Source organism: Exiguobacterium sp. s143, assembly GCF_018618895.1.
In the GTDB taxonomy this organism is placed as follows: domain Bacteria; phylum Bacillota; class Bacilli; order Exiguobacteriales; family Exiguobacteriaceae; genus Exiguobacterium_A; species Exiguobacterium_A abrahamii.
In genome coordinates this window covers 101,597-120,538 of record NZ_JACSMX010000005.1, presented here as the reverse complement: position 1 = coordinate 120,538, position 18,942 = coordinate 101,597, and the positions used below count along the sequence as shown (strand labels likewise).

25 protein-coding genes are annotated in these 18,942 nt (G+C 44.6%); 18 read left to right on the top strand and 7 right to left on the bottom strand.

Translation table 11 applies throughout. From position 1 onward, the window contains the following. Positions 1-83: 83 nt before the first annotated feature. The 5 genes from thiD (at position 84) to KNQ03_RS14705 (ending at position 3,142) form a co-directional block, all read left to right on the top strand. Entirely contained in the window at positions 84-887 is an 804-nt protein-coding gene (gene thiD / locus KNQ03_RS14725; RefSeq protein WP_050678097.1) for a bifunctional hydroxymethylpyrimidine kinase/phosphomethylpyrimidine kinase, read from the top strand. Further along, the gene (gene thiM, locus KNQ03_RS14720) at positions 868-1,635 is read left to right on the top strand and encodes a hydroxyethylthiazole kinase (protein WP_214725322.1); all 768 of its coding nucleotides are present in this window, start codon (positions 868-870) and stop codon (positions 1,633-1,635) included. The genes thiD and thiM overlap by 20 nt, the downstream gene beginning before the upstream one ends. Further along, positions 1,625-2,263: a thiamine phosphate synthase gene (gene thiE, locus KNQ03_RS14715; RefSeq protein ID WP_214725320.1), complete on the top strand. Its 639-nt coding sequence runs from the start codon at positions 1,625-1,627 to the stop codon at positions 2,261-2,263. Before thiM ends, thiE begins: the two co-directional genes overlap by 11 nt. 206 nt (positions 2,264-2,469) lie before the next feature. Beyond that, positions 2,470-2,718: a hypothetical protein gene (locus KNQ03_RS17100; RefSeq protein ID WP_251133732.1), complete on the top strand. Its 249-nt coding sequence runs from the start codon at positions 2,470-2,472 to the stop codon at positions 2,716-2,718. A 55-nt stretch (positions 2,719-2,773) separates the two neighbouring features. After that, positions 2,774-3,142: an ArsR/SmtB family transcription factor gene (locus tag KNQ03_RS14705; protein ID WP_050678101.1), complete on the top strand. Its 369-nt coding sequence runs from the start codon at positions 2,774-2,776 to the stop codon at positions 3,140-3,142. Between the two features lie 45 nt (positions 3,143-3,187). Here KNQ03_RS14705 and KNQ03_RS14700 read toward each other — a convergent pair whose 3' ends face one another. Both KNQ03_RS14700 and KNQ03_RS14695 read right to left on the bottom strand, forming a co-directional pair. Then, a complete protein-coding gene (locus KNQ03_RS14700; RefSeq protein ID WP_214725318.1) occupies positions 3,188-3,826 on the bottom strand; it encodes a CHASE3 domain-containing protein in 639 nt (212 codons plus the stop codon). Positions 3,827-4,019: 193 nt separating this feature from the next. After that, complete coding sequence (locus KNQ03_RS14695) at positions 4,020-4,886, bottom strand: YitT family protein (protein ID WP_029340819.1); 867 nt, start codon at positions 4,884-4,886, stop codon at positions 4,020-4,022. 136 nt (positions 4,887-5,022) lie between these two features. Between KNQ03_RS14695 and KNQ03_RS14690 the strand changes: the two genes are divergently transcribed. Together KNQ03_RS14690 and KNQ03_RS14685 are read left to right on the top strand one after the other, a co-directional pair. Continuing rightward, on the top strand, positions 5,023-5,625 hold the full coding sequence (locus KNQ03_RS14690; protein WP_214725316.1) for a hypothetical protein: 603 nt from the start codon (positions 5,023-5,025) through the stop codon (positions 5,623-5,625). Between the two features lie 183 nt (positions 5,626-5,808). After that, on the top strand, positions 5,809-6,645 hold the full coding sequence (locus tag KNQ03_RS14685; protein ID WP_023467197.1) for a formate/nitrite transporter family protein: 837 nt from the start codon (positions 5,809-5,811) through the stop codon (positions 6,643-6,645). A gap of 36 nt (positions 6,646-6,681) precedes the next feature. Here KNQ03_RS14685 and KNQ03_RS14680 read toward each other — a convergent pair whose 3' ends face one another. After that, positions 6,682-7,101, bottom strand: a complete 420-nt coding sequence (locus KNQ03_RS14680; RefSeq protein WP_023467198.1) for a YkvA family protein — start codon at positions 7,099-7,101, stop codon at positions 6,682-6,684. A 98-nt stretch (positions 7,102-7,199) separates the two neighbouring features. Here KNQ03_RS14680 and KNQ03_RS14675 point away from each other — a divergent pair, with 98 nt between their 5' ends. After that, positions 7,200-8,423, top strand: coding sequence for an aminopeptidase (locus tag KNQ03_RS14675; RefSeq protein ID WP_035398837.1), 1,224 nt, complete (start codon positions 7,200-7,202; stop codon positions 8,421-8,423). Positions 8,424-8,478: 55 nt separating this feature from the next. Here the strand turns inward: KNQ03_RS14675 and murB are convergent, their stop codons facing one another. After that, on the bottom strand, positions 8,479-9,390 hold the full coding sequence (murB, locus tag KNQ03_RS14670; protein ID WP_035398835.1) for a UDP-N-acetylmuramate dehydrogenase: 912 nt from the start codon (positions 9,388-9,390) through the stop codon (positions 8,479-8,481). Positions 9,391-9,638: 248 nt separating this feature from the next. On the opposite strand from murB, the gene KNQ03_RS14665 reads away from it, so the two are divergent. From KNQ03_RS14665 to KNQ03_RS14650, 4 genes are all read left to right on the top strand, one after another. Beyond that, positions 9,639-10,154 carry a GNAT family N-acetyltransferase gene (locus KNQ03_RS14665; RefSeq protein WP_058703640.1) on the top strand — a complete coding sequence of 172 codons (516 nt, stop codon included), beginning with the start codon at positions 9,639-9,641 and terminating at the stop codon, positions 10,152-10,154. 14 nt (positions 10,155-10,168) lie between these two features. Then, a complete protein-coding gene (locus tag KNQ03_RS14660; protein ID WP_214725314.1) occupies positions 10,169-10,654 on the top strand; it encodes a GNAT family N-acetyltransferase in 486 nt (161 codons plus the stop codon). A 29-nt stretch (positions 10,655-10,683) separates the two neighbouring features. Further along, entirely contained in the window at positions 10,684-11,043 is a 360-nt protein-coding gene (locus KNQ03_RS14655; protein WP_064300833.1) for a hypothetical protein, read from the top strand. 112 nt (positions 11,044-11,155) lie between these two features. Then, positions 11,156-12,091 (top strand): hypothetical protein, encoded by a 936-nt coding sequence (locus KNQ03_RS14650; protein WP_214725312.1) that lies wholly within the window; start codon positions 11,156-11,158, stop codon positions 12,089-12,091. On the opposite strand, the gene KNQ03_RS14645 is transcribed toward KNQ03_RS14650, so the two are convergent. Further along, a complete protein-coding gene (locus KNQ03_RS14645; protein ID WP_350468363.1) occupies positions 12,080-12,910 on the bottom strand; it encodes a GNAT family N-acetyltransferase in 831 nt (276 codons plus the stop codon). The genes KNQ03_RS14650 and KNQ03_RS14645 overlap by 12 nt on opposite strands. Before the next feature lie 149 nt (positions 12,911-13,059). Between KNQ03_RS14645 and KNQ03_RS14640 the strand changes: the two genes are divergently transcribed. After that, positions 13,060-13,323 carry a hypothetical protein gene (locus KNQ03_RS14640; RefSeq protein WP_149426844.1) on the top strand — a complete coding sequence of 88 codons (264 nt, stop codon included), beginning with the start codon at positions 13,060-13,062 and terminating at the stop codon, positions 13,321-13,323. A gap of 88 nt (positions 13,324-13,411) precedes the next feature. Here the strand turns inward: KNQ03_RS14640 and KNQ03_RS14635 are convergent, their stop codons facing one another. Then, positions 13,412-14,323, bottom strand: coding sequence for a hypothetical protein (locus KNQ03_RS14635; RefSeq protein WP_029340830.1), 912 nt, complete (start codon positions 14,321-14,323; stop codon positions 13,412-13,414). Positions 14,324-14,467: 144 nt separating this feature from the next. Between KNQ03_RS14635 and nfsA the strand changes: the two genes are divergently transcribed. The 5 genes from nfsA (at position 14,468) to KNQ03_RS14610 (ending at position 18,487) form a co-directional block, all read left to right on the top strand. Next, positions 14,468-15,214 carry an oxygen-insensitive NADPH nitroreductase gene (gene nfsA, locus KNQ03_RS14630; RefSeq protein WP_064300829.1) on the top strand — a complete coding sequence of 249 codons (747 nt, stop codon included), beginning with the start codon at positions 14,468-14,470 and terminating at the stop codon, positions 15,212-15,214. Positions 15,215-15,229: 15 nt separating this feature from the next. Continuing rightward, positions 15,230-16,471, top strand: a complete 1,242-nt coding sequence (locus KNQ03_RS14625; RefSeq protein ID WP_251140329.1) for an LCP family protein — start codon at positions 15,230-15,232, stop codon at positions 16,469-16,471. Positions 16,472-16,627: 156 nt separating this feature from the next. Then, positions 16,628-17,338, top strand: coding sequence for an NAD(P)H-binding protein (locus tag KNQ03_RS14620; protein WP_023467211.1), 711 nt, complete (start codon positions 16,628-16,630; stop codon positions 17,336-17,338). Positions 17,339-17,486: 148 nt separating this feature from the next. Continuing rightward, positions 17,487-18,032: a TlpA family protein disulfide reductase gene (locus KNQ03_RS14615; protein ID WP_214725308.1), complete on the top strand. Its 546-nt coding sequence runs from the start codon at positions 17,487-17,489 to the stop codon at positions 18,030-18,032. Positions 18,033-18,034: 2 nt separating this feature from the next. Beyond that, a complete protein-coding gene (locus KNQ03_RS14610; RefSeq protein WP_149426847.1) occupies positions 18,035-18,487 on the top strand; it encodes a hypothetical protein in 453 nt (150 codons plus the stop codon). Positions 18,488-18,578: 91 nt separating this feature from the next. Here the strand turns inward: KNQ03_RS14610 and KNQ03_RS14605 are convergent, their stop codons facing one another. Next, on the bottom strand, positions 18,579-18,788 hold the full coding sequence (locus tag KNQ03_RS14605) for a DUF3006 domain-containing protein (protein ID WP_023467214.1): 210 nt from the start codon (positions 18,786-18,788) through the stop codon (positions 18,579-18,581). Positions 18,789-18,942 lie beyond the last annotated feature (154 nt).

Sequence of the window (18,942 nt, the reverse complement as noted above, 5' to 3'; positions counted from 1 at the left end):
GTCGACTGCTTTTTTACAGCGGTCGACGCTTTTTTTGTCGGTCACGACTCCCTTACATTGCTCGATGGGAAGGTGAAAAGAACATGAAACATGTACTGACGATTGCAGGATCCGACTCCGGTGGTGGAGCTGGGATTCAAGCAGATTTAAAAACCTTTTCGGCTTTAGGGGTTTATGGAATGAGCGTCCTGACAGCCGTCACGGCGCAAAATACGTTGGGTGTTCAAGCGGTGGAAGAGTTATCCCCAGAAATCGTAGATGCCCAGTTAACGTCGATTTTTTCAGACATTCGTGTCGATGCGATCAAAATCGGGATGGTCTCGAATGCGCAGACGATTCGAGTCATTGCTAGACATCTCCGCAAACAGACAGTTCCTATCATATTAGATCCCGTCATGGTCGCTAAAGGTGGTCATGCCCTGTTGCGGACGGAAGCTGAACAAGCATTGATTTCAGAACTTCTGCCGCTTGCGACACTCGTTACACCGAATTTACCGGAAGCGGAGCGGTTAACAGGACGATCAGTGACCAATCTAGAGGAAATGCGACTGGCGATGCATCAATTGGCTACACAGACAGGGGCAGTATTACTAAAAGGTGGACATCTCTCAGGAGCTGCAACGGATTTATTGTTTGATGGGGAAGTGGAACACCGTTTCACATCGGAACGGTTAGACAATCAACATACTCATGGAACTGGTTGTACCTTATCTGCAGCGATTGCAGCACGGATGGCGCTTGGAGAAGATTTACAAGATAGTGTACGACAGGCGAAAAACTATGTCACGGAGGCAATTCGTCATGGATTTGCTCTCGGACAAGGTATTGGACCGACACATCATTTTCACTCACTTTGGAGGGATACACATGTTTACGACCATTCTTGAACACAAACCACTCATTCACCATCTGACGAACACGGTTACGATCAACGACTGCGCAAACGTCACACTCGCTGTTGGAGCATCACCCGTCATGGCGGAAGACATTCGTGAAGTAGAAGAGATGGTTAGACTCGCACAAGCTCTTGTCTTAAACATTGGTACGATCGATGCAGACATGCAAGCAGCTCAACGACTCGCAGCACGTGAAGCGGGACGTTTGAATGTCCCGATCGTTCTTGATCCAGTTGGAGCAGGGGCAACGACATTACGTACTGCCTTTTCTAAAGAACTCATTGATCTCGGGTGTACGGTCATTAAAGGAAATGCTTCTGAAATCAAGACGTTACTTGGGGAAGATGGGCGAACTAAAGGAGTCGATGCTGCGGGAGATACAATGATAGATCGAGAAAGCATTCGTGCATTCGCTCGCAAACACAAATCTGTCCTCGTCGTGACAGGTCCGAACGACTATATCACGGATGGAACGCGCGAAATGGAATTACATGTAGGAACACCTCGTCTAGGAGATATCACGGGTACGGGCTGCATGACGGCCTCCTTGATTGCGAGCTTCCTCGGTGCAGGATATACAGCGTTTGAGGCGGCTGTTCACGGAACATTCGTCATGGGAAAAGCAGGAGAACAAGCAGCCTCCGCGCAAGGTCTTGGTGATTTTAAACGAGAGTTGTTCAATGCCATCAGCCTCATGACGGTACAAGATCTTGTGGAGGTGACAGAACGTGTCAATTGATTACTCCATCTATGCAGTGACGGATCGTCGGTACCATCCTGAAGTCGCGATCGAGACGGTCGTTGAGGAAGCCATTTTAGGTGGTGCAACGATCGTGCAATTACGGGAAAAAACAGCGCAAGGAAAGGAATTCTTTGATCAGGCAGTTCGGTTGAAAGCACTCACGGATCGCTACGACGTTCCTTTGATCATCAATGATCGGATTGATATCGCGTTACTCGTCGGAGCTGGTTTGCATATCGGACAAGAAGACATTCCTTTAACCGCAGCACGTCGCCTTTTACCAGATGCCGTGATTGGTGTGTCGGTAGCAACCGTTGCACAAGCGATTGAAGCAGAACGAGACGGAGCATCTTATTTAGGCGTGGGGTCTCTATTTACGACGTCATCCAAAGCGGACGCTGATTCCATGTCGCATACGATGCTTCAGGCGATTCGGGAAGCTGTACGATTACCCCTAATCGGTATTGGTGGAATCACAGCAACGAATGTCTCTTCTCTGCCTATCCCGCTAGAAGGGTATGCCGTCATCTCAGAAATTTTTGCTAAAGAAGATCGGCAACTCGCTGCGCAGCAAATGACAGATGCTGTGCGTGAATGGCATCAATCACTTCAGAACAGGGTATAATCCGTTCAGAGGTGATTGTATTGAAATGGCAGACGATCCGTTTTCGCGGCTATTGGATTCGATATCGGTTAGAACCACAAATCATTCGAGTCGATAATCAGGGGATCTACCATCTAGGAAAAGTCTTATTTCCACATCCTAATCGTATATCTTATGAGATGGCCCTTTTATTGAAAGAAAAGTATGAAAGACGCTACAAACGTCCGTTGTATATTAAAACGAGCTCGATTGCGACGGAAATTTGGGGACATACTCATTTAGATATTTATTACCGGGCACTTCTTCATCTACCGATTCCGACGCGACTTCGTCAACGTTATACGAATCGATTAGAAAGCACGAAAGTCATTGACATCGGCGTACGCGCTGTCGATCAAAATCGAATTGTCTGGGATATTGGAGATTACGTAGGAGGATGGTTCGTGTTTTGGCTCATTCGCAGACGAATGCGCTGAACTTGCAATGTCCCGTTTCTCATGGTGCAATATAAGTAGAAACGAGGTGACGGACATGGACATTCCCCGTTGTGAAACGATTGCGATTGATGAACAACGTGCGTCTGAAATCGGACATATCGTTGATACGATTCCGACGCTTGAAATCGGAAAGCTATTTAAGATTCTTTCGGATGCGACACGACTGCGAATCGTTTATGCGCTGACGATCGAAGAAGAACTATGCGTTTGTGATGTCTCGGCCTCTGTCGACTGTTCGATCGCGACAGCGTCGCATCATCTTCGATCTTTGTTGAAACAAGGACTCGTCAAGTTTCGAAAAGACGGTAAAGTCGTCTATTATTCCTTGGATGACCATCATGTGTCATCGCTTGTACATATGGCGATGGAACATGTACAAGAGGGAAAAGCCATGCCTGAATGAGTCTTTAGAATAAACGAAAAGCGCAGCTTTAGCTGCGCTTTTCGTTTATTCTAAAGACGATTGTTCTGATCCTTTTGGAGCGAAGTGGTGGAAGAAAAAGACCGTGGCACTAATCAATAAAAAGGACAGGATGGAGAGAGCGAGACACATCCATTTATATGTAGCGATTAAAGTATCTGATTGTTGTAATTTGGCTTGAAGCGTTTTATACAAATCATCTTTCACACGGGATAAGTCTTCGAGAATCGTTTGAGTCGTCTGAGTCGACTGTCTAGCAAGACGTTTTGCGGCTGTTGGACTTTGACGTTCATAGACAACAAACACGCGTTCAATCTCGGACTCCCAGACATTGTTGCGGCGAAGAAGATCTTTAATCGTCCCTGGAGTAGTCGACGATTGGTTCAGACTATTGCGCAAATCATGGATTTTAGACGTTGAAAAGTAATATTGTTCGATATAACGATTATCTTCATACAATAAGAGACCACGAACCGCATTAGCACGATCTCGATTGTGTTCGACCAACTGATCTACCTGATTGATTAACGGTATATCATGATCCTTCATTTGCTCGGTCATCGTTGCAATCGTCCGATAACCGGATAACGCATAGATGATCGGGATAGAGGCGAATAAGCTGACCAAGAAAATCAGCAGAATACGCTGACGCCAAAGAGAGTGCATGCAATCATTCCTTTAAATAAAAGACATGTCATAAGCTTAACTACTATCGTAAAAAAAGTGAAGCCTGTCTATTTTTTGAATAGGGATAATGACTGAAAAAGTGAATAATACTCATAAAAAAGCAGGAAAGATGATGCAATACGAGAAGCTGTTTTAAGAAGATGAAAAAAGCACAGCTAAGCTGCGCTTGGTGTTAAAACGAATACGAATGTTCCTTGTAATTGCCGAAGACAGTGTGGATTTCCGAGAATGTAACGAATGCATTCGGTTCGACAGAAGAGACGATTTCTTGCAAACGGACGATTTCATTATTTTGAACGACGACATATACCATTTTTTTCGTTCGGTTGGAATATCCTCCACGTGCATCGAGAATCGTGACACCACGACCGAGTTCTTTTGTAATGACTTCATTGATTTCATCTGCTTTCTCACAAATGATGATACATTGCTTAGAAGCAGAATAGAAACTGTAAACCGTCTGAAGGGCTTTGGCACGAACAAAGCTCATGATGAGAGCATACATAACGTGTTTAAGATCAAATACCCACCATACAAGGATGTAGATGACAAGATCTTGCATCAGAAATATACGAGGAAGTGGCCAGTTATGAAAACGAGCAAAGAAAAACTTTCCGAGAATATCAAGCCCTCCAGTTGAAGCACCACCGAAGAAGATCAATGCCATTGCAAGACCAGAGACTAGACCAGCAAAGATGGAAGCGACGAGTGGATCGTTTAAAGATTCCGGAACGATTTGAGTCGGAATCCAGTCAATTAAAAAGGAAGAAGCAATGACGATAATTCCAGATAAGAACATGAATCGTTTGCGTAGGAAACGGAAACCTAAAAGGAAGAGGGGAATGTTTAAGAGCAATTGCGTTAATCCAATTGGCGTGTGGAAGAGCTCTTGAATAATGAGCGTGATCCCCATGATACCGCCTGATCCGATATCATTTGGAGATAGTAGTAGGCTGATGTAAAGGGAATACAGCAACGTACCAATGATTAAGAAACTGATTTTTTCAACTCTCTTTTTCTGTGGGTGTGTTGTAGTCATGGCAATATGATGAGTGACCTCATGCTCCTCCTTCTGTGAGTATCTGCCTGCAAGAGTACGCTCATATGCATAAAATTTCAACCCTTCTTATGAAAAAAGATGAAAAAGGGTACGTTTTTTTAGGAAGGTGATGAAAATGAAGAAAATGCTATGGATTCTTGGTTGTATCTGTTTAGGAGTACTGGTCGGAATTCGTCTTTTTGAACAACCCAATGAAAAAAATCAATCATCCATTTGGCATGATGGTGATCTTGTAGCGAGACAAGTGGGTGCCTCGATGATGAATACGGTAGCGGTTCGTCAATTAGCCGAACAACTTCCGTTCTCATCAGAATTAAAACAGGTAGATGTCGAAGGAGAATCGTTACGTCTTGCCTATGAAGTGACAGGAAAAGAGCGACAAGCTTGGATTGGTACCGACACCGGAACACTACAAGTGAATCAGGATTTTTTGAAGGCTCGGTTATCTAAAGTTCTGATGCATCATACGCTTGTTTTATTTTCAACGATTCCTGATTTAACCGACCTTGAAATTCACTACACGGATCCGTATTCAGGTGCAGATTTTACGATTGACCGGAAAACATTCGACGCCTACACTCCGACCGATATCGAACGAGCTACTTCATCTTCTAGACGCTTTAATCGTGTTGTCATTGATGGTTATGTGCTCGATGCATCAAGACGAAACACTTTCTTTGAACGCTTCGCATCACGACTACAGATCCAAACTAATTAGTTGTATAAAGCAAGAAAAGGCATTTTTCACAATCTTGACACAATGATATCGTTTACATCTCGTTCTTTTATAAAAACGATAAAACAGGTCTATTCAATACTTGAACATCTTTTAAGATGGAAGTATGATAATAAATGAACAAACATTGTGAAGTGTTGAACAAAAGAAAGAGAGGTTTCTACGATGAACGAGGTAGAAGCATTAGAAGGATTACGGAATAAAGCAATCAAGTCGACGCGCATGCTACAAATGCGTCCTCTCGAGTACTTAGTTCGTGCCATGCTAGCAGGGATTTTCATTGGATTTGCAATTATTTTTACCTTAAAAGCAATTAACGGTCTATATATGGCGGAGTCACCTGTTGCGACACTTGTCGGTGGACTGACTTTCGGAGTGGCGCTTGTCCTGATCGTTTACGGTGGGGCAGAGCTGTTCACAGGAAATACGATGTATTTCACGACGGCGACGATGCGTGGCTATACGACGAAGATGGATACGATGAAGGTCTGGTTGATCTGTCTAATCGGAAATGGACTTGGAGGATTAGCGTTTGCGCTACTCTTTTCCCAAACAGGAATCATACAAGAGCTTGGTATGAACAACTGGTTATTTTCTGTCTCAGAAACGAAGATCCACCATACGACGTGGGAAATCTTCACACGAGCTATCTTCTGTAACTGGATGGTCTGTTTAGCGATTTTCATTCCAAAGAACATGAAGAATGAGTTGGCGCAGATCATGATGATGATGGTACTCGTCGCAGTATTCTTTGCTTCTGGATTTGATCACGTCATCGCCAATATGGCATTGTTCTCCATTGCGTTAGTCGTACCACATCCGGATACGATCACATTTGCCGGAGCGATGCATAACCTGTTGCCAGCTTTAGCTGGGAACATCATTGGTGGAGCAGTCTTCATGGGAATGATCTATACGTGGCTGAATAAAGAAAAATTAGAAGTAGATGAATCACGTCAATCCACGACACCTGTTCATATTGCTTCGAAACAAAATGCATAATCAAAAAGCAGCTGTCGCGACAGCTGCTTTTTTCATTCATTCCATATGTTGAAAGCGATCGACGTCTGCAGCCAGTTCTTCGTAAATCGTCTCGACGATTTGTGCATCATCGAAGAGCCCGAGGACGTTATCGTCCGGTAAGGCGTCAACAGGAGACGTGAAGTACAGAACGGCCGTCAATAACAATTGTTCCTGCTCCGCATGCATTTCGAATTTTTTCTGATAGAGAGCACGAAGCATTTCAAGCAGTTGTTTTAATTGAAAATAAAGGACGAGTTCTGCCTCGCGTTCGATGTCCGAGCTTTCTGTAGACGCGATATCTTGCGTCAAGTGCGCAAGTCCGATTTCTGCTCGAACTAACAATTCTTGCTGTGCTTTTTCATCACCAACGAGGTCGAGTGCCTGTCGGTGAAAATACGTATAAGCCGATTTAAAATCGCCGGGTGTGAATTCCATGGTGATGCCTCCTTCTCTTCTCTTTCTAGTTTCGCCTTATTTCTTGCAAAATTGCAACTATTTCGTGAAAATAAAGATACAAGAAAGGGGATTACATAATGCCGACACAAGCAGAATTACAACAATACGCGTCTTTAGCCGTGCGTACGGGAATTAATCTACAACCAGGACAACAACTCGAGGTGCGTGCAGGAATCGAAAATTTGCCGCTCGTTCGTGAAATCACGCGTGTCGCCTACGAAGTAGGAGCTACGCAAGTATATGTACAGTGGTCAGATGATGAGATGACGAAAATCCGTTATTTCGATGCACCGGAAGAGTCGTTTGATACGTTCCCGGATTGGTTAAAAGCACGTTACGACCAACTGGCAGAAGAAAAGACAGCGTTCTTATCGGTCGTCAGTGAAGATCCAGATTTATTGAATGGCGTGGACTCGAGCCGAATCGCACGTGCGAATAAAGCAGCCGGTGTCGCTCTTGCTAATTGGCGGAAGTTCGTCATGAGTGACAATGTCAGCTGGTGTGTCGTAGCAGCACCTTCTGAAAGCTGGGCGAAGAAAGTGTTCCCTGATTCAGAGAATGCTGTTGAAGAGCTCTGGTCAGCTATTTTAAAGGCTACACGTGCCGATCAAGCGGATCCGGTCGCTGCATGGGCGGATCATGATCATAATCTGCGTTCAAAAGCAAAATTCCTGACAGAGAAGAAATACAAAACATTGCACTACACAGCTCCAGGAACAGAATTATCAATCGAATTACCAGAACGTCATGTTTGGTTAGGTGGCGGTGGTCCGAATGCAGATGGTGTTGATTTCATCGCGAATCTGCCGACAGAAGAAGTGTTCACGTTACCGAAAAAGACAGGTGTCAACGGACACGTCTCGAGCACAAAACCGCTTAGCTATAGTGGGAACTTGATTGATGAGTTCACACTCTGGTTCGAGAACGGAAAAATCGTTAAAGCGGAAGCGAAACAGGGTCAAGAAGCATTAGATGACTTGATTTCACTTGATGAAGGTGCACGTTATCTCGGAGAAGTTGCGCTCGTGCCGCACCGTTCGCCGATTTCTGACTCGGGTATCCTATTCTATAATACATTGTTTGATGAAAATGCTTCGTGCCACTTAGCGATTGGTCGTGCGTACTCGACGTGTCTCGAAAATGGTCCAAGCCTTTCAGCAGAAGAATTAGAAGCACAAGGCGCGAACGACTCGATGACGCATGTCGACTTCATGATTGGATCAGCGGATCTGTCGATTGAAGGAGAACTTGCAGACGGAACGCGTGAATCAGTCATGCGTGACGGAAACTGGTCAATCTAAACGAACAAAAAGGTGAGTCCGAATACGGAACTCACCTTTTCTTGTAAGATTCTTGTTATGCTTCTTCACCGATAATTTTCACTTCTGTCTCAAGTAAGATACCGAATTTTTCTTGAACCGTTTCTTGGACATGACGAATAAGCGCGATATAGTCGGATGCTGACGCATTCTCGACGTTGACGATGAAACCAGCGTGTTTCTTGGACACTTCAGCGCCACCGATGCGTGTTCCCTGTAAGTTGCTATCTTGAATCAGCTTCCCTGCAAAATAGCCTTCTGGACGTTTAAAGACGCTACCACAAGAAGGGTACTCGAGTGGTTGTTTCGTTTCTCGCTTATGCGTCAAATCATCCATGACTTCCTTGATCAATGCTGGGTCACCCTCTGTTAACGCAAATCGACCTTCGAGGATGATGTATTCTTTCTTTGAGAAGCAACTCGTCCGGTATCCCAGTTCGAGCTCATCATGTGAAATGTTCAACAGTTCTCCTTGTCGTGTCAATACAGTAGCGCTATGGAGACAATCCTTGACTTCACCACCGTATGCTCCCGCATTCATGATCAATGCGCCACCAATCGTTCCTGGAATCCCACAAGCGAATTCAAGACCGCTGAGCTGATGCGCGTAAGCTACACGAGACGCTTCGATGATTGCTGCGCCACTTTGAGCGACGAGCTCATGTCCTTCGACCGAGATATCGGTTAACTTCTCAAAGGAGAGGACAATGCCGCGAATGCCGCCATCACGTACGACAAGATTCGATCCGTTTCCAAGCAACGTCAAGGGAATACCTTGTTCGTAAGCATATCGGACGACAAAAGCTGTTTCTTCATAAGAAGTTGGGATGATGAATAAATCCGCGATTCCTCCCATTTTTGTATACGTATGATATTTTAAAGGTTCATTGATTAGTACGGACTCTTTTGAAATGCCTTCATACAGTCCCGTCATTACTTGTTCAGTCATTATGGTCTCAGTCCTTTTCGTGAATTCCTACCCAGCGCTCATGCGCTCAAAATATATTTTAACATTAATCGTGCGGTCGTTGTTCAACATACTGTTCCCAAAATACCGACTTATGCCGGGAATTGCAAGCACTAGGGAGTGAATGTCATCGATTAGTAATGAAAAATGTCACAGGAAAAGCAGGATCAGGAAGAGGAATGAAGCGAAAAGAACTCGGGAAAAGAGAAGTATAGAAGGAGGCGATGACGATGGAAAGTGAACGTTTATGGATGCGACCGTTCGAAGAAGAGGATTTTAGTTTTTATAAGTCACTTGTCCAAAATGAGCAAGTCATGCGTTATATCAATGGAGGCACTGCCTTAAGTGAAGATGAGGCACGAGAGTGGTTCGAACGGCAGTTGGAGCGATATTCGGATGAGCGACAAACTGGTTTTTTACTGTTGTTCATAAAAGAAACGAATGAACCGATTGGCTTTGCCGGATTATTGATGCAGGAAGTGGATGGGAAAGAAGAGTTAGAAGTCGGTTATTGGCTCGAACCAAAGCACTGGAAAGTCGGTTATGGTCGCGAAGCAGCAAAACGATTAATGATGGAGGCGTTCAATCGAGGGCATGATCGAATCATCTCGATCATTCATCCCGATAATCGTGCTTCGCAAAATGTCGCTCGTGCCAACGGGCTGAACTGGGAAAAAGATACGGTGTTTAGAGATGTTCCCGTCACGATTTACGCTGGACAACTATCACGACTTTGTCGTAACTAAAGAGGAGAGTTTTTATGTACGAATTTAACTTTGCGTCTTTTCATTCCATGACACCTGATACCTTATATGCACTTTTGAAATTACGAACGGATATCTTCGTCGTCGAGCAGGAGTGCGCGTATCCGGAGCTAGATGATCAAGATCAACAAGCGACACACCTAATCGTACGGAGTGAGAGCGGTCAAATCGTCGGATGCCTTCGGATGTATAATCATCCTACAAAAGGAGTAGCGATTGGACGGGTAGCTGTTCATCGTGATCACCGATCGGTTGGGTTAGCGAGACAAATGATGGAGAGAGCGATGGTACATTTGCAGAAAGAAGCTGCGATCTACTTACAGGCACAAGCACACCTAGAAGGGTTTTACGGATCGTTTGGTTTCGAAACCGTATCTGACCCTTATTTAGAAGATGATATTCCACATGTGGACATGCAGTTTCACGTAAAGGATTCGAAAAAAGACTTCACGTCAACGATGGATGAACCGATGAATAAGTAGAATGAACTTTTTTCGGAGGTGGATCAGTCATGAAGAAAGTGCTGGTCATTTTCGCTCTTAGTCTAATTGGCATCCTATCTTTAGGAGTCGGTATTTCGTATGCTCAATTGCAGGGGAACTATCGTGACTCGGAAAAAGAGTTGATGACGATCTTAGAGCGGCAACATGATTTATCAGCTTCCTCCTTTCTTGAAGTGCGCGCATCATTCTCTTTACGACATCGACAAATCATACACGTTCGACTTCGGGGCGAACCTGCCATCACATACGAGTTCATTCAACCAAAGGATGAACTCGAATACCTGGGGTCTGTCGGAACAAGTGTTGAAAAGACAGGAAAACAAGATGCTGTCTTTCGAAACGCTCATTTAAAAGTCGGTAAAAAATAAAAAATGGAGGATCTTCCTGAAACGACGGAAGATTCTCCATTTTTTGCTTTCAAGACGATAGAATATTGCGTACACTACGAAGAGATACTGGAATGAGGAGGTCGAGGGAATCATGTGGAAACCCTTTATAAAAAATCAATCAATTGCACCGGCGTTGCAAGCCTTCCGGGAACTTGACATCGAAATGTTTCGGACACATGTTACCCAACTGAACGATGCGGAACAACAGGCCTTACAATTCATTAAGCGTGCGCTAGAGCAGGATTCACCTGCTCATTTGAAAATAGCGCTTGAAATGAAACAACCACTCGTCGAGGTTGATCGTCTGTTTCAAACACTCGTCACGTGTCAAAATCGTCAGCAGTTACTCGAAATGCTGCTAGCAGACGGTCTGGACGTCAATCAAGTCTATACACTTGAAGGGCATCGCTCGATCGTCCGCCAACCCCTTCACTTTCCGGTAGGTCTATATGCGGCGCGCCATTCCGAGTTGTGGGCACTTGTTGCTGAAAAGCTGGACTTTACTTATACGATGCATCTTCAACGCAGTGATCAATTCATGGAGACGCATGAATTGAATCTGCTGGATCTCGTCTTATTGCTCGATATCGAAGAAGAGTTGACGGTTCGAGTGCTTGATCAGCTGTGCGAATGCAAGGCGACCGTTGGACTTGCAGAACGATTACAACGTCCCGCTTCACCATTGTTACTAAAGACGATTGAGGCGGATGCCTATTTGCCGACGTTTGTTTATGCTAAACATTATTTCCCGTTTTATGCGCTGATCGGACGACAAACCGTACTGTTCCAATCTTTATTGAACCGTGTGATGCAAGCATCCATTGCTTCTGAAATGATTGAAGATGCCTTGCTTGCTTTTCATAATCACCAACCCGGACTTGCCTTGACATGGGGAGATGCCTATATCGAACAGTTATACGAGATGGGGCTAGTGCTTCGTAAAACGGGTCATGTTGATTTTCGGGAAATGGATGAGGAGTATGTGTTGCCTGAATACAAGGGAATCGTCAATCGCCTAAATGATTAACGGAGGTTGATCCGTACTGAATGTATGCCAATGAGAGGTTAACTGGATATCGCAAAACATCGAGGGATGATACAGGCGTAATACATCTTGTTGTGTTGAGAGAAAAAAGACTTCAAACGTTTGGATGTTTGCACGTCGTAACTTTTCTTGAAATGCATGGAGGATGCGGCTACCGTATCCTTGACGTCTCAGCTCTGGTAGGCACGTGATTTCAAGAAGACGGATATTCTGTCCCTGCTTTTGAAATAATAGTGTACCGACGATCAATTGCTTATCATAGACTAAGTAAGGAATCGCTTTTCGTTGAATCAACTTGTCTAAATCAGATACCTGATAAGGAAAAAAGTGATGTGTTCCTTGAAGGGCATCGTTACGAAGTGCGAGATAAGTATCTTGATTCTGTGCATGAACAGCTTTCAAACGTAGCGTAGCAGGCTGTCCTTCTGAGAGTCCAATTAAACGAAACTGTTCGGCATATAAACTATAACCAAGCTCTTTCCAAATCGAAGTTAAAGAAAGATCATGCGGCGGAGAGACTTGTACATGTATCTGCCGGCATCCTTGTCGAACGGCATGTAAGTGTAGCAAAATAGCCAGACGACGAAAGGCTTTGATGTCATGAAAGGCGCTGTTCATAAAGTGAACGACGTCATGCACGACATGATATCCGAGCGTCGCTTTCACCTGACCGGATTCGAGGTAGACCCATTGGTAATCTTCAAGCGGCTGAAAAAATGAAAAATCATATGCCTTTTGATGGTACTGTAGAAGTTGATGGACGTGTCGCCTTTGAACATGAGACAATTGATTGTAATACACAATAGGCAAATTAAGTTCCTCCTTTAGCAAAGTGAAGTTAAAAATATCTTGCTTTTATATTACAGGAAATAAAAGGTATTTATATCTTCTGTTTCAAACAAAAAGTAGATGGATTCCTGAAGATAAGAAAGAATCGAGGCAAAATTATCATGAAGTATCTCTGGATCGTCATCGGTTTATCGGGCTGGTTATTCAGCGCGGATACATTGGTAGCCGAAGCACGTGATTACGATGAACCGGGTGTAAGCAGTTCGACGACATATGGGAATTATGGCGCGGAGGATCATATCATCGTTGATCGGAAGGAACCGATCTATGAAGGATTCGATTCACCGAACGACATGGCATTCCTATTCGCTTGTATTGCATTACTCGCAACAGTCGGACTTGGCATCGTCAATGCCTCCGATTGAAATGAATCTGACTAATAAAAGGCAAGTGACGAATCCATCGTCACTTGCCTTTTAATGTCTACTACGTGTGAACAAGAAGAATCTACTCTTAGAAATGAATTCGTTTTTTTCGACCAACGCGTGCCATTCGTTCGTGTTCTTGTTCGAGTCCGGCTCGTTCGAGGAGATCGAGATAATAGCGAAACGGAGTCGAGCGATGCGAAAAATATGGGATGTATTCAGTGAACAGCATCGTCTCCGCTCGTTCTAACGCGCGTAAGGAAATGAGAGCATGTAGCTCTGCGAAACGAATTTCTTGATAGGTGGATAAAGCGTCTGCATCAATCCGAACATGCGACTGTAGTTTTTTAGCATGCGCATTCAAGCAATGGATATATGCTTCTTGATGTTCGGGTTTCTCGCAATGGGCAAGTACGGCAAGCAAAAGGTCACTGCGCTCGGTATCGACGTCCATCGGAACCTTCAACGCTGTATAGAGGGCGCGTTCCATCCACTCGACACCATGACTATCATTTTTATAATAGCCGACTAATTCTTGAAAAAAATCGACTTGCGAGACTTTCAATAATCGAAACGGATCATTACTTAAAAATAAAGGTTCTTCCCCGGCAGCCGACGAAAGAAGAAAGAAAAATTCCTCAAAGGCAATCCGGGTTCCGTTTTTACGATGAGCGTAATGGCGTAAATGCTTCAACAGGCGTTTTGCGGTGATATACCAATTCTTTTGTTCGCGAAGCGGTACGATCGGATTCGGCTCAAGGTACTGGAGATCGTATGCTAATTGAATAAACCGTTCCGTCTGAGCAATCGTCTGTTCGACGGTCGGTTGTTCCTGTTCTTTTTGCAAATCCTTATACTTCATGAACTGTGTCAACATGGCGTCAAACTCTTTCTCTTCGATGACTTGTCTCGGGAGTTGACGATAGATTTCGACGATGATATCGCGAAGGGTCGTATCGCCATATTGTTCTAGTAAGAGTCGCAGTTTCCGTATTCTCATGATCGCCCTCCTTCGCAAGAAAAGCACAGTACAACACTATTCAATTCCCGCTTTTTTCATAAACCGAACCTCTTCATTTGCGCTTTTTAGTCAGAGACGACTATCTTAAATAAGAAGACTCATTACAGAAGGGGACGATTACACATGAATGAAACCATTCAACATTTACTCAACCACCGGTCCATCCGGAAATTCAAACAACATCAATTAGACGAAGAGACGATTGAAACACTTATAAAAGCCGCACAAGCTGCCTCGACATCCTCTTATCAGCAAGCCTATGCGATCATCGGTGTCGAAGACGAAGGATTGAAACGACAATTAGTCGACGTTGCAAGTGGTCAACAATATGTGGCAGAAAACAGTTACTTCTTCGTCTTTTGTATGGATTACCACAAACATACGTTAGCGGCAGAACTAGCAGGAGGCGACGTGAGCCGGACGATCGAGACGACGGAAGCGCTTGTCGTAGGGGCTGTCGATGCGGGACTTGCCGCTCAAAATTTAGTCGTAGCTGCCGAGTCGCTTGGCTACGGAACGGTCTACATCGGTTCCCTACGAAATGATGCTCGTCGTGTCAGCGAACTCTTACAACTTCCAGATCACGTCGTACCATTATTCGGAGTCGCGGTCGGTCTTCCGGATCAACAACCGGGTAAAAAACCCCGCCTTCCGATGGATGCGGTCTTCCACCGGAATACGTATACTGATGACGATACGATGCGTGAGTTACTGACAGGATACGAAGAGTCAACGTCATCGTATTACGGAGAACGGACCGGTGGTCAACGGACAGAAGGGTGGGTCAAACAGATGGCTGCCTCGATGCACGAACCGAAACGGACGTATCTCCGCGAGTTCTTGAAAGAGAAACAGATCGCAAAAGATTGATACGGAGGTATCTGAATGGCAGAACATCAACCACACCGCTCTCGCTTAGAGCGACGACGTATGCAGTTAGAAGAGCAAGCTAGACAAGAAGAAGAGCAGGCTAGGCAAGAAGAAGCTTTTTCGAAAACGTACGCGCCGGACGAATCATTTTCTCAAGAATCCTTTGAGAAGCAGCAAGAACCGGCTACGTATCATCGATATGTCGAAGAGCAACCGCGAGATCGAAAAAGTACATCGCGTCGTTCCGGGAGCGGCATGCTTAAACAGGTCGCACAGATGATCGGGGGTGCCGGATCACGGTTGTTTGCTAATCGGGAACGCTCGAGACGCTCGAGGAAGGCGGGTCGATCAGAGCAATCGGTACAGAAGAATCCTGACGTCTCTTCACGCGAAGCTCATCCTAAAAAAATCAAGAAAAAACGTCGTTTTAAACGAAAGCTTCTTGGACTATTTTTATTGTTGCTCATCGCATTCGTTCTTTTTGCTTCACAACCATTCACGTTCTTATTGATTGGTAGTGATGCACGACCTGGAGAGTCGTTGCGTGGATCACGTTCAGACTCCCTGTCGGTCATGCAATTCATTCCACTTTCTCGAACGATTCAACTGACGTCGATTCCTCGAGATACGTATACACCGATCTCCTGTGAGAATGGAAAGAAGGATAAAATCACACATGCCTTTGCCTTCGGTGGAGAAGAATGTACGCAAGATGCTGTTTCGGGTCTACTCGATGAAGAGATCGATGGAAAGATCGTCATCTCCTTCGATAGTTTCATCGGATTAGTGGATCAAATCGGCGGAATCGACCTTGTCTCGACAGGAACATTCTCCGAGCAGGATGCGAGTGGGAAAGCAAATCAGTATTCATTCCAAAAAGGTAAGGAATATCATATGGATGGCGCGATGGCACTTGCCTATTCGAGACATCGAAAAACGGATAATGACGGAGCGCGCGCGAATCGTCAGTCGGAAGTCATCCAAGCCGTCGCGACACACTTGATGAAGCCGACTGGATGGTCGAAAATTCCAGCAGCGCACACGTATATGAAAGAAGAGATGAACCTTGATTTAAGTGTCCGCGAGATGGCAACGGCAGGGTTATCGATTGCCTTGATGTCAGAACGAAAACATTATGAAATCGAAGCTGTCAGCCAACGACTGAACGGGATTTTCTATGACTTACCGAATGAGAAGGCACTGCAAGAACTACGTGATCAGCTCGATACGACGTTTTATGGCACATTGAAGAACTAATGGGGAGGGGTTTCCTTCCGTTCATTGCGGGTATAAATTGATGTACGTTGCTCCTTTGGTGGATTGTTTTAGGTTATCTCTGAAATCGACGATTTTTGGACATGACATCATGACATTCCACGAAGGTGACTAACTTATCGAGGAGGGACCCCCCATATGAAAGTACTAGTCGTAGGTGCATCCGGTACGATTGGAGCGCGCGTCGTCAAATCGCTTGCCAAGGGTCATCAGGTCACGGTCATCGTTCGTCATGAACATCTGGTGGAACGATTCGAAAAACTCGGTGTCAAGGCGCATTACGTCGATATCGAAACAGAACTCGAAAAAGTCATTGAGCACGGAGTCGCAGGGCAGGATGCAGTCATTTGTGCGGCGACCGCAGGAGTAGACGGCGAAGCAACTGAAATAGAACTGCTGGATCGAACAGTCGCTTTGAAAACAATTGATGCAGCTAAAAAAGCGCGAGTACGTCATTTCGTGCTACTGAGCGCTTATGGTGCAGATCGACCTGAGCAATTCAAGAAAGATGTCTATCCGTTCTACGCTGCTAAGAATGCAGCAGAGGAACAGATTGAACATAGTGGTTTGACGTATACGATCATTTGTCCGGTTGCCATCACAACAGGTGAAGGGCGTGGCTTGATTGAAGCCGATGAAGATTTGAAGGACACGAAGGACGCGACGATTTCGGAAACGGATGTCGCATCGATCCTCGTTGCTTCTGTCGATAATCGATCGGTATTCAATCGACGTCTAGAAGTCAAGGAAGGAAAGACATCCTTGAATGAGGCCTTAGGAGGAGCGGAAGCTGTCGGTAGCGTTAAAGATAACCGTCAAGTCAAAAAACAATTACCACGTTTTAACTAACCGTGTGTCTCGTTAAAACGCGAATTCTCTAAAATAAAGCGAACTCATTTCCGCGTATAAGACGGAAGAGTTCGCTTTTTTGTTGATAAAAGTAGATAGTCGAAAAGAGGAAGTCTGCTACACTGAACAAAGAAGGAGGGGGTTAGATGTGAAAAAACCGTTGATCTATCTGATCCTAGCGATTGCTATTATCGGCATTGCCTATCAAAGTTATCAAACATATGATGCAAAACAAAAAAAAGTGGAGCAACAACAAAAACAAGCATCACAAGGTGGTCTCGAAGTCGGGATGAAAGCCCCGAATCTATCCTTGCGTCAAGAAGGAAAAATTGTCGATCTAGACGAAATCAATCATGATGTCTTTGTCATTAATTTTTGGGCAACGTGGTGTCCACCGTGTAAACAAGAGATTCCAGAACTAAATGCCTTTGCACGACATACAGATATACCCGTCTACGGAATCAATGTCACGACATCAGAACGACGTGTTTCGGATGTTGCTGATTTTCTGAAGCAGACACCTGTTGAATATCCTGTGTTATATGATCGAAAGGGAACGTCAGAAGATGCTTATCGTCTCGTAGCAATGCCAGCAACTTATGTATTAGACCGGAAAGGAACGATTCTTTCGAAACACATCGGTCCTGTAACGGAACAGATGTTAAAAGAGATGGTGAAACGAACAGGAGGATGACAATGGAACTCCTATGCCGCAACTGCTCCTTTCAACAAACATTCCAACTCGGTCAACTAGAGGGTTGGCCGACATTTCCTGCTGTCTTGACGCAAGGGGTCGAAGCGTTCATGACGGGTCTCCCGCTTTGGTTCGTTCCGTCGATGCATGAACCGATTTTACAGCGGACGTATGTAGACGACTGGAATCGATTTCGATTAATTCAGCACTATCAACTCCATCAGGAGGAATTAGCGGATGGTTGGGTACCGTATCAATTGGATTTATACCACTGTCCGACTTGTCACCGATTTTCGAATCGATTTTGGTGTGCCCTATTTTTGCAACTAGATGTCGTTCAACCACTTTACGAATGCCCACATGATCAGACGGAACTGGAACGAATCGAAATATCCGATATTGATCACTTTCCTTGTCCATCGTGTGATGGTCACTCCCTATATGTGCGTAGATAAAGCGAAAAAGCCATTCATTTCATGAAAGACTGATGAGAGAAATTCCTTCTCCATAGTCAATGCATGATACGGAATGGCTTTTTATCGATCATCAACCCATTTGCCGAAACGAAAATGTTTGAAAGGAAGAGGGTGATGAATTACTGACATCTAACGTATAGGTTGTACCGTCAAAAATAATCGTATCGCCTAACCTTGCTTCAGGTGGTAAATAACGTCGTGGAATGAAACTTGAACCATTTTCCCATAGTAGGACAGCATACTTGCCGTCAAGTCGCTCCAGCGTACCACGTTTGATCATATTAACTCCTCCCACAATTACATCGAAGTCATCCCTCGGTCGATCAGGAACGTACTCTCTCTCTATCATTCTCTGTAATTTTTAATCTTATGTTTGGTATATTCCCAGTTCATTTCATCTTTACACATGATTCTTTAAAAAAACGTGATTCCAA

What these genes read in the sequence shown, in the direction of transcription:
- KNQ03_RS14700 (WP_214725318.1), bottom strand. Translation starts at nt 3,826, where the DNA reads ATGCACTCTCTTTGGCGTCAGCGTATTCTGCTGATTTTCTTGGTCAGC.
- KNQ03_RS14675 (WP_035398837.1), top strand. Translation starts at nt 7,200, where the DNA reads ATGCCGACACAAGCAGAATTACAACAATACGCGTCTTTAGCCGTGCGT.
- KNQ03_RS14690 (WP_214725316.1), top strand. Translation starts at nt 5,023, where the DNA reads ATGAAGAAAATGCTATGGATTCTTGGTTGTATCTGTTTAGGAGTACTG.
- KNQ03_RS14685 (WP_023467197.1), top strand. Translation starts at nt 5,809, where the DNA reads ATGAACGAGGTAGAAGCATTAGAAGGATTACGGAATAAAGCAATCAAG.
- KNQ03_RS14605 (WP_023467214.1), bottom strand. Translation starts at nt 18,788, where the DNA reads ATGATCAAACGTGGTACGCTGGAGCGACTTGACGGCAAGTATGCTGTC.
- KNQ03_RS14640 (WP_149426844.1), top strand. Translation starts at nt 13,060, where the DNA reads ATGAAGTATCTCTGGATCGTCATCGGTTTATCGGGCTGGTTATTCAGC.
- murB (WP_035398835.1), bottom strand. Translation starts at nt 9,390, where the DNA reads ATGACTGAACAAGTAATGACGGGACTGTATGAAGGCATTTCAAAAGAG.
- KNQ03_RS14705 (WP_050678101.1), top strand. Translation starts at nt 2,774, where the DNA reads ATGGACATTCCCCGTTGTGAAACGATTGCGATTGATGAACAACGTGCG.
- KNQ03_RS14680 (WP_023467198.1), bottom strand. Translation starts at nt 7,101, where the DNA reads ATGGAATTCACACCCGGCGATTTTAAATCGGCTTATACGTATTTTCAC.
- KNQ03_RS14665 (WP_058703640.1), top strand. Translation starts at nt 9,639, where the DNA reads ATGGAAAGTGAACGTTTATGGATGCGACCGTTCGAAGAAGAGGATTTT.
- KNQ03_RS14625 (WP_251140329.1), top strand. Translation starts at nt 15,230, where the DNA reads ATGGCAGAACATCAACCACACCGCTCTCGCTTAGAGCGACGACGTATG.
- nfsA (WP_064300829.1), top strand. Translation starts at nt 14,468, where the DNA reads ATGAATGAAACCATTCAACATTTACTCAACCACCGGTCCATCCGGAAA.
- KNQ03_RS14660 (WP_214725314.1), top strand. Translation starts at nt 10,169, where the DNA reads ATGTACGAATTTAACTTTGCGTCTTTTCATTCCATGACACCTGATACC.
- KNQ03_RS14620 (WP_023467211.1), top strand. Translation starts at nt 16,628, where the DNA reads ATGAAAGTACTAGTCGTAGGTGCATCCGGTACGATTGGAGCGCGCGTC.
- KNQ03_RS14695 (WP_029340819.1), bottom strand. Translation starts at nt 4,886, where the DNA reads ATGACTACAACACACCCACAGAAAAAGAGAGTTGAAAAAATCAGTTTC.
- KNQ03_RS14635 (WP_029340830.1), bottom strand. Translation starts at nt 14,323, where the DNA reads ATGAGAATACGGAAACTGCGACTCTTACTAGAACAATATGGCGATACG.
- thiD (WP_050678097.1), top strand. Translation starts at nt 84, where the DNA reads ATGAAACATGTACTGACGATTGCAGGATCCGACTCCGGTGGTGGAGCT.
- KNQ03_RS14650 (WP_214725312.1), top strand. Translation starts at nt 11,156, where the DNA reads ATGTGGAAACCCTTTATAAAAAATCAATCAATTGCACCGGCGTTGCAA.
- thiM (WP_214725322.1), top strand. Translation starts at nt 868, where the DNA reads ATGTTTACGACCATTCTTGAACACAAACCACTCATTCACCATCTGACG.
- KNQ03_RS14610 (WP_149426847.1), top strand. Translation starts at nt 18,035, where the DNA reads ATGGAACTCCTATGCCGCAACTGCTCCTTTCAACAAACATTCCAACTC.
- KNQ03_RS14655 (WP_064300833.1), top strand. Translation starts at nt 10,684, where the DNA reads ATGAAGAAAGTGCTGGTCATTTTCGCTCTTAGTCTAATTGGCATCCTA.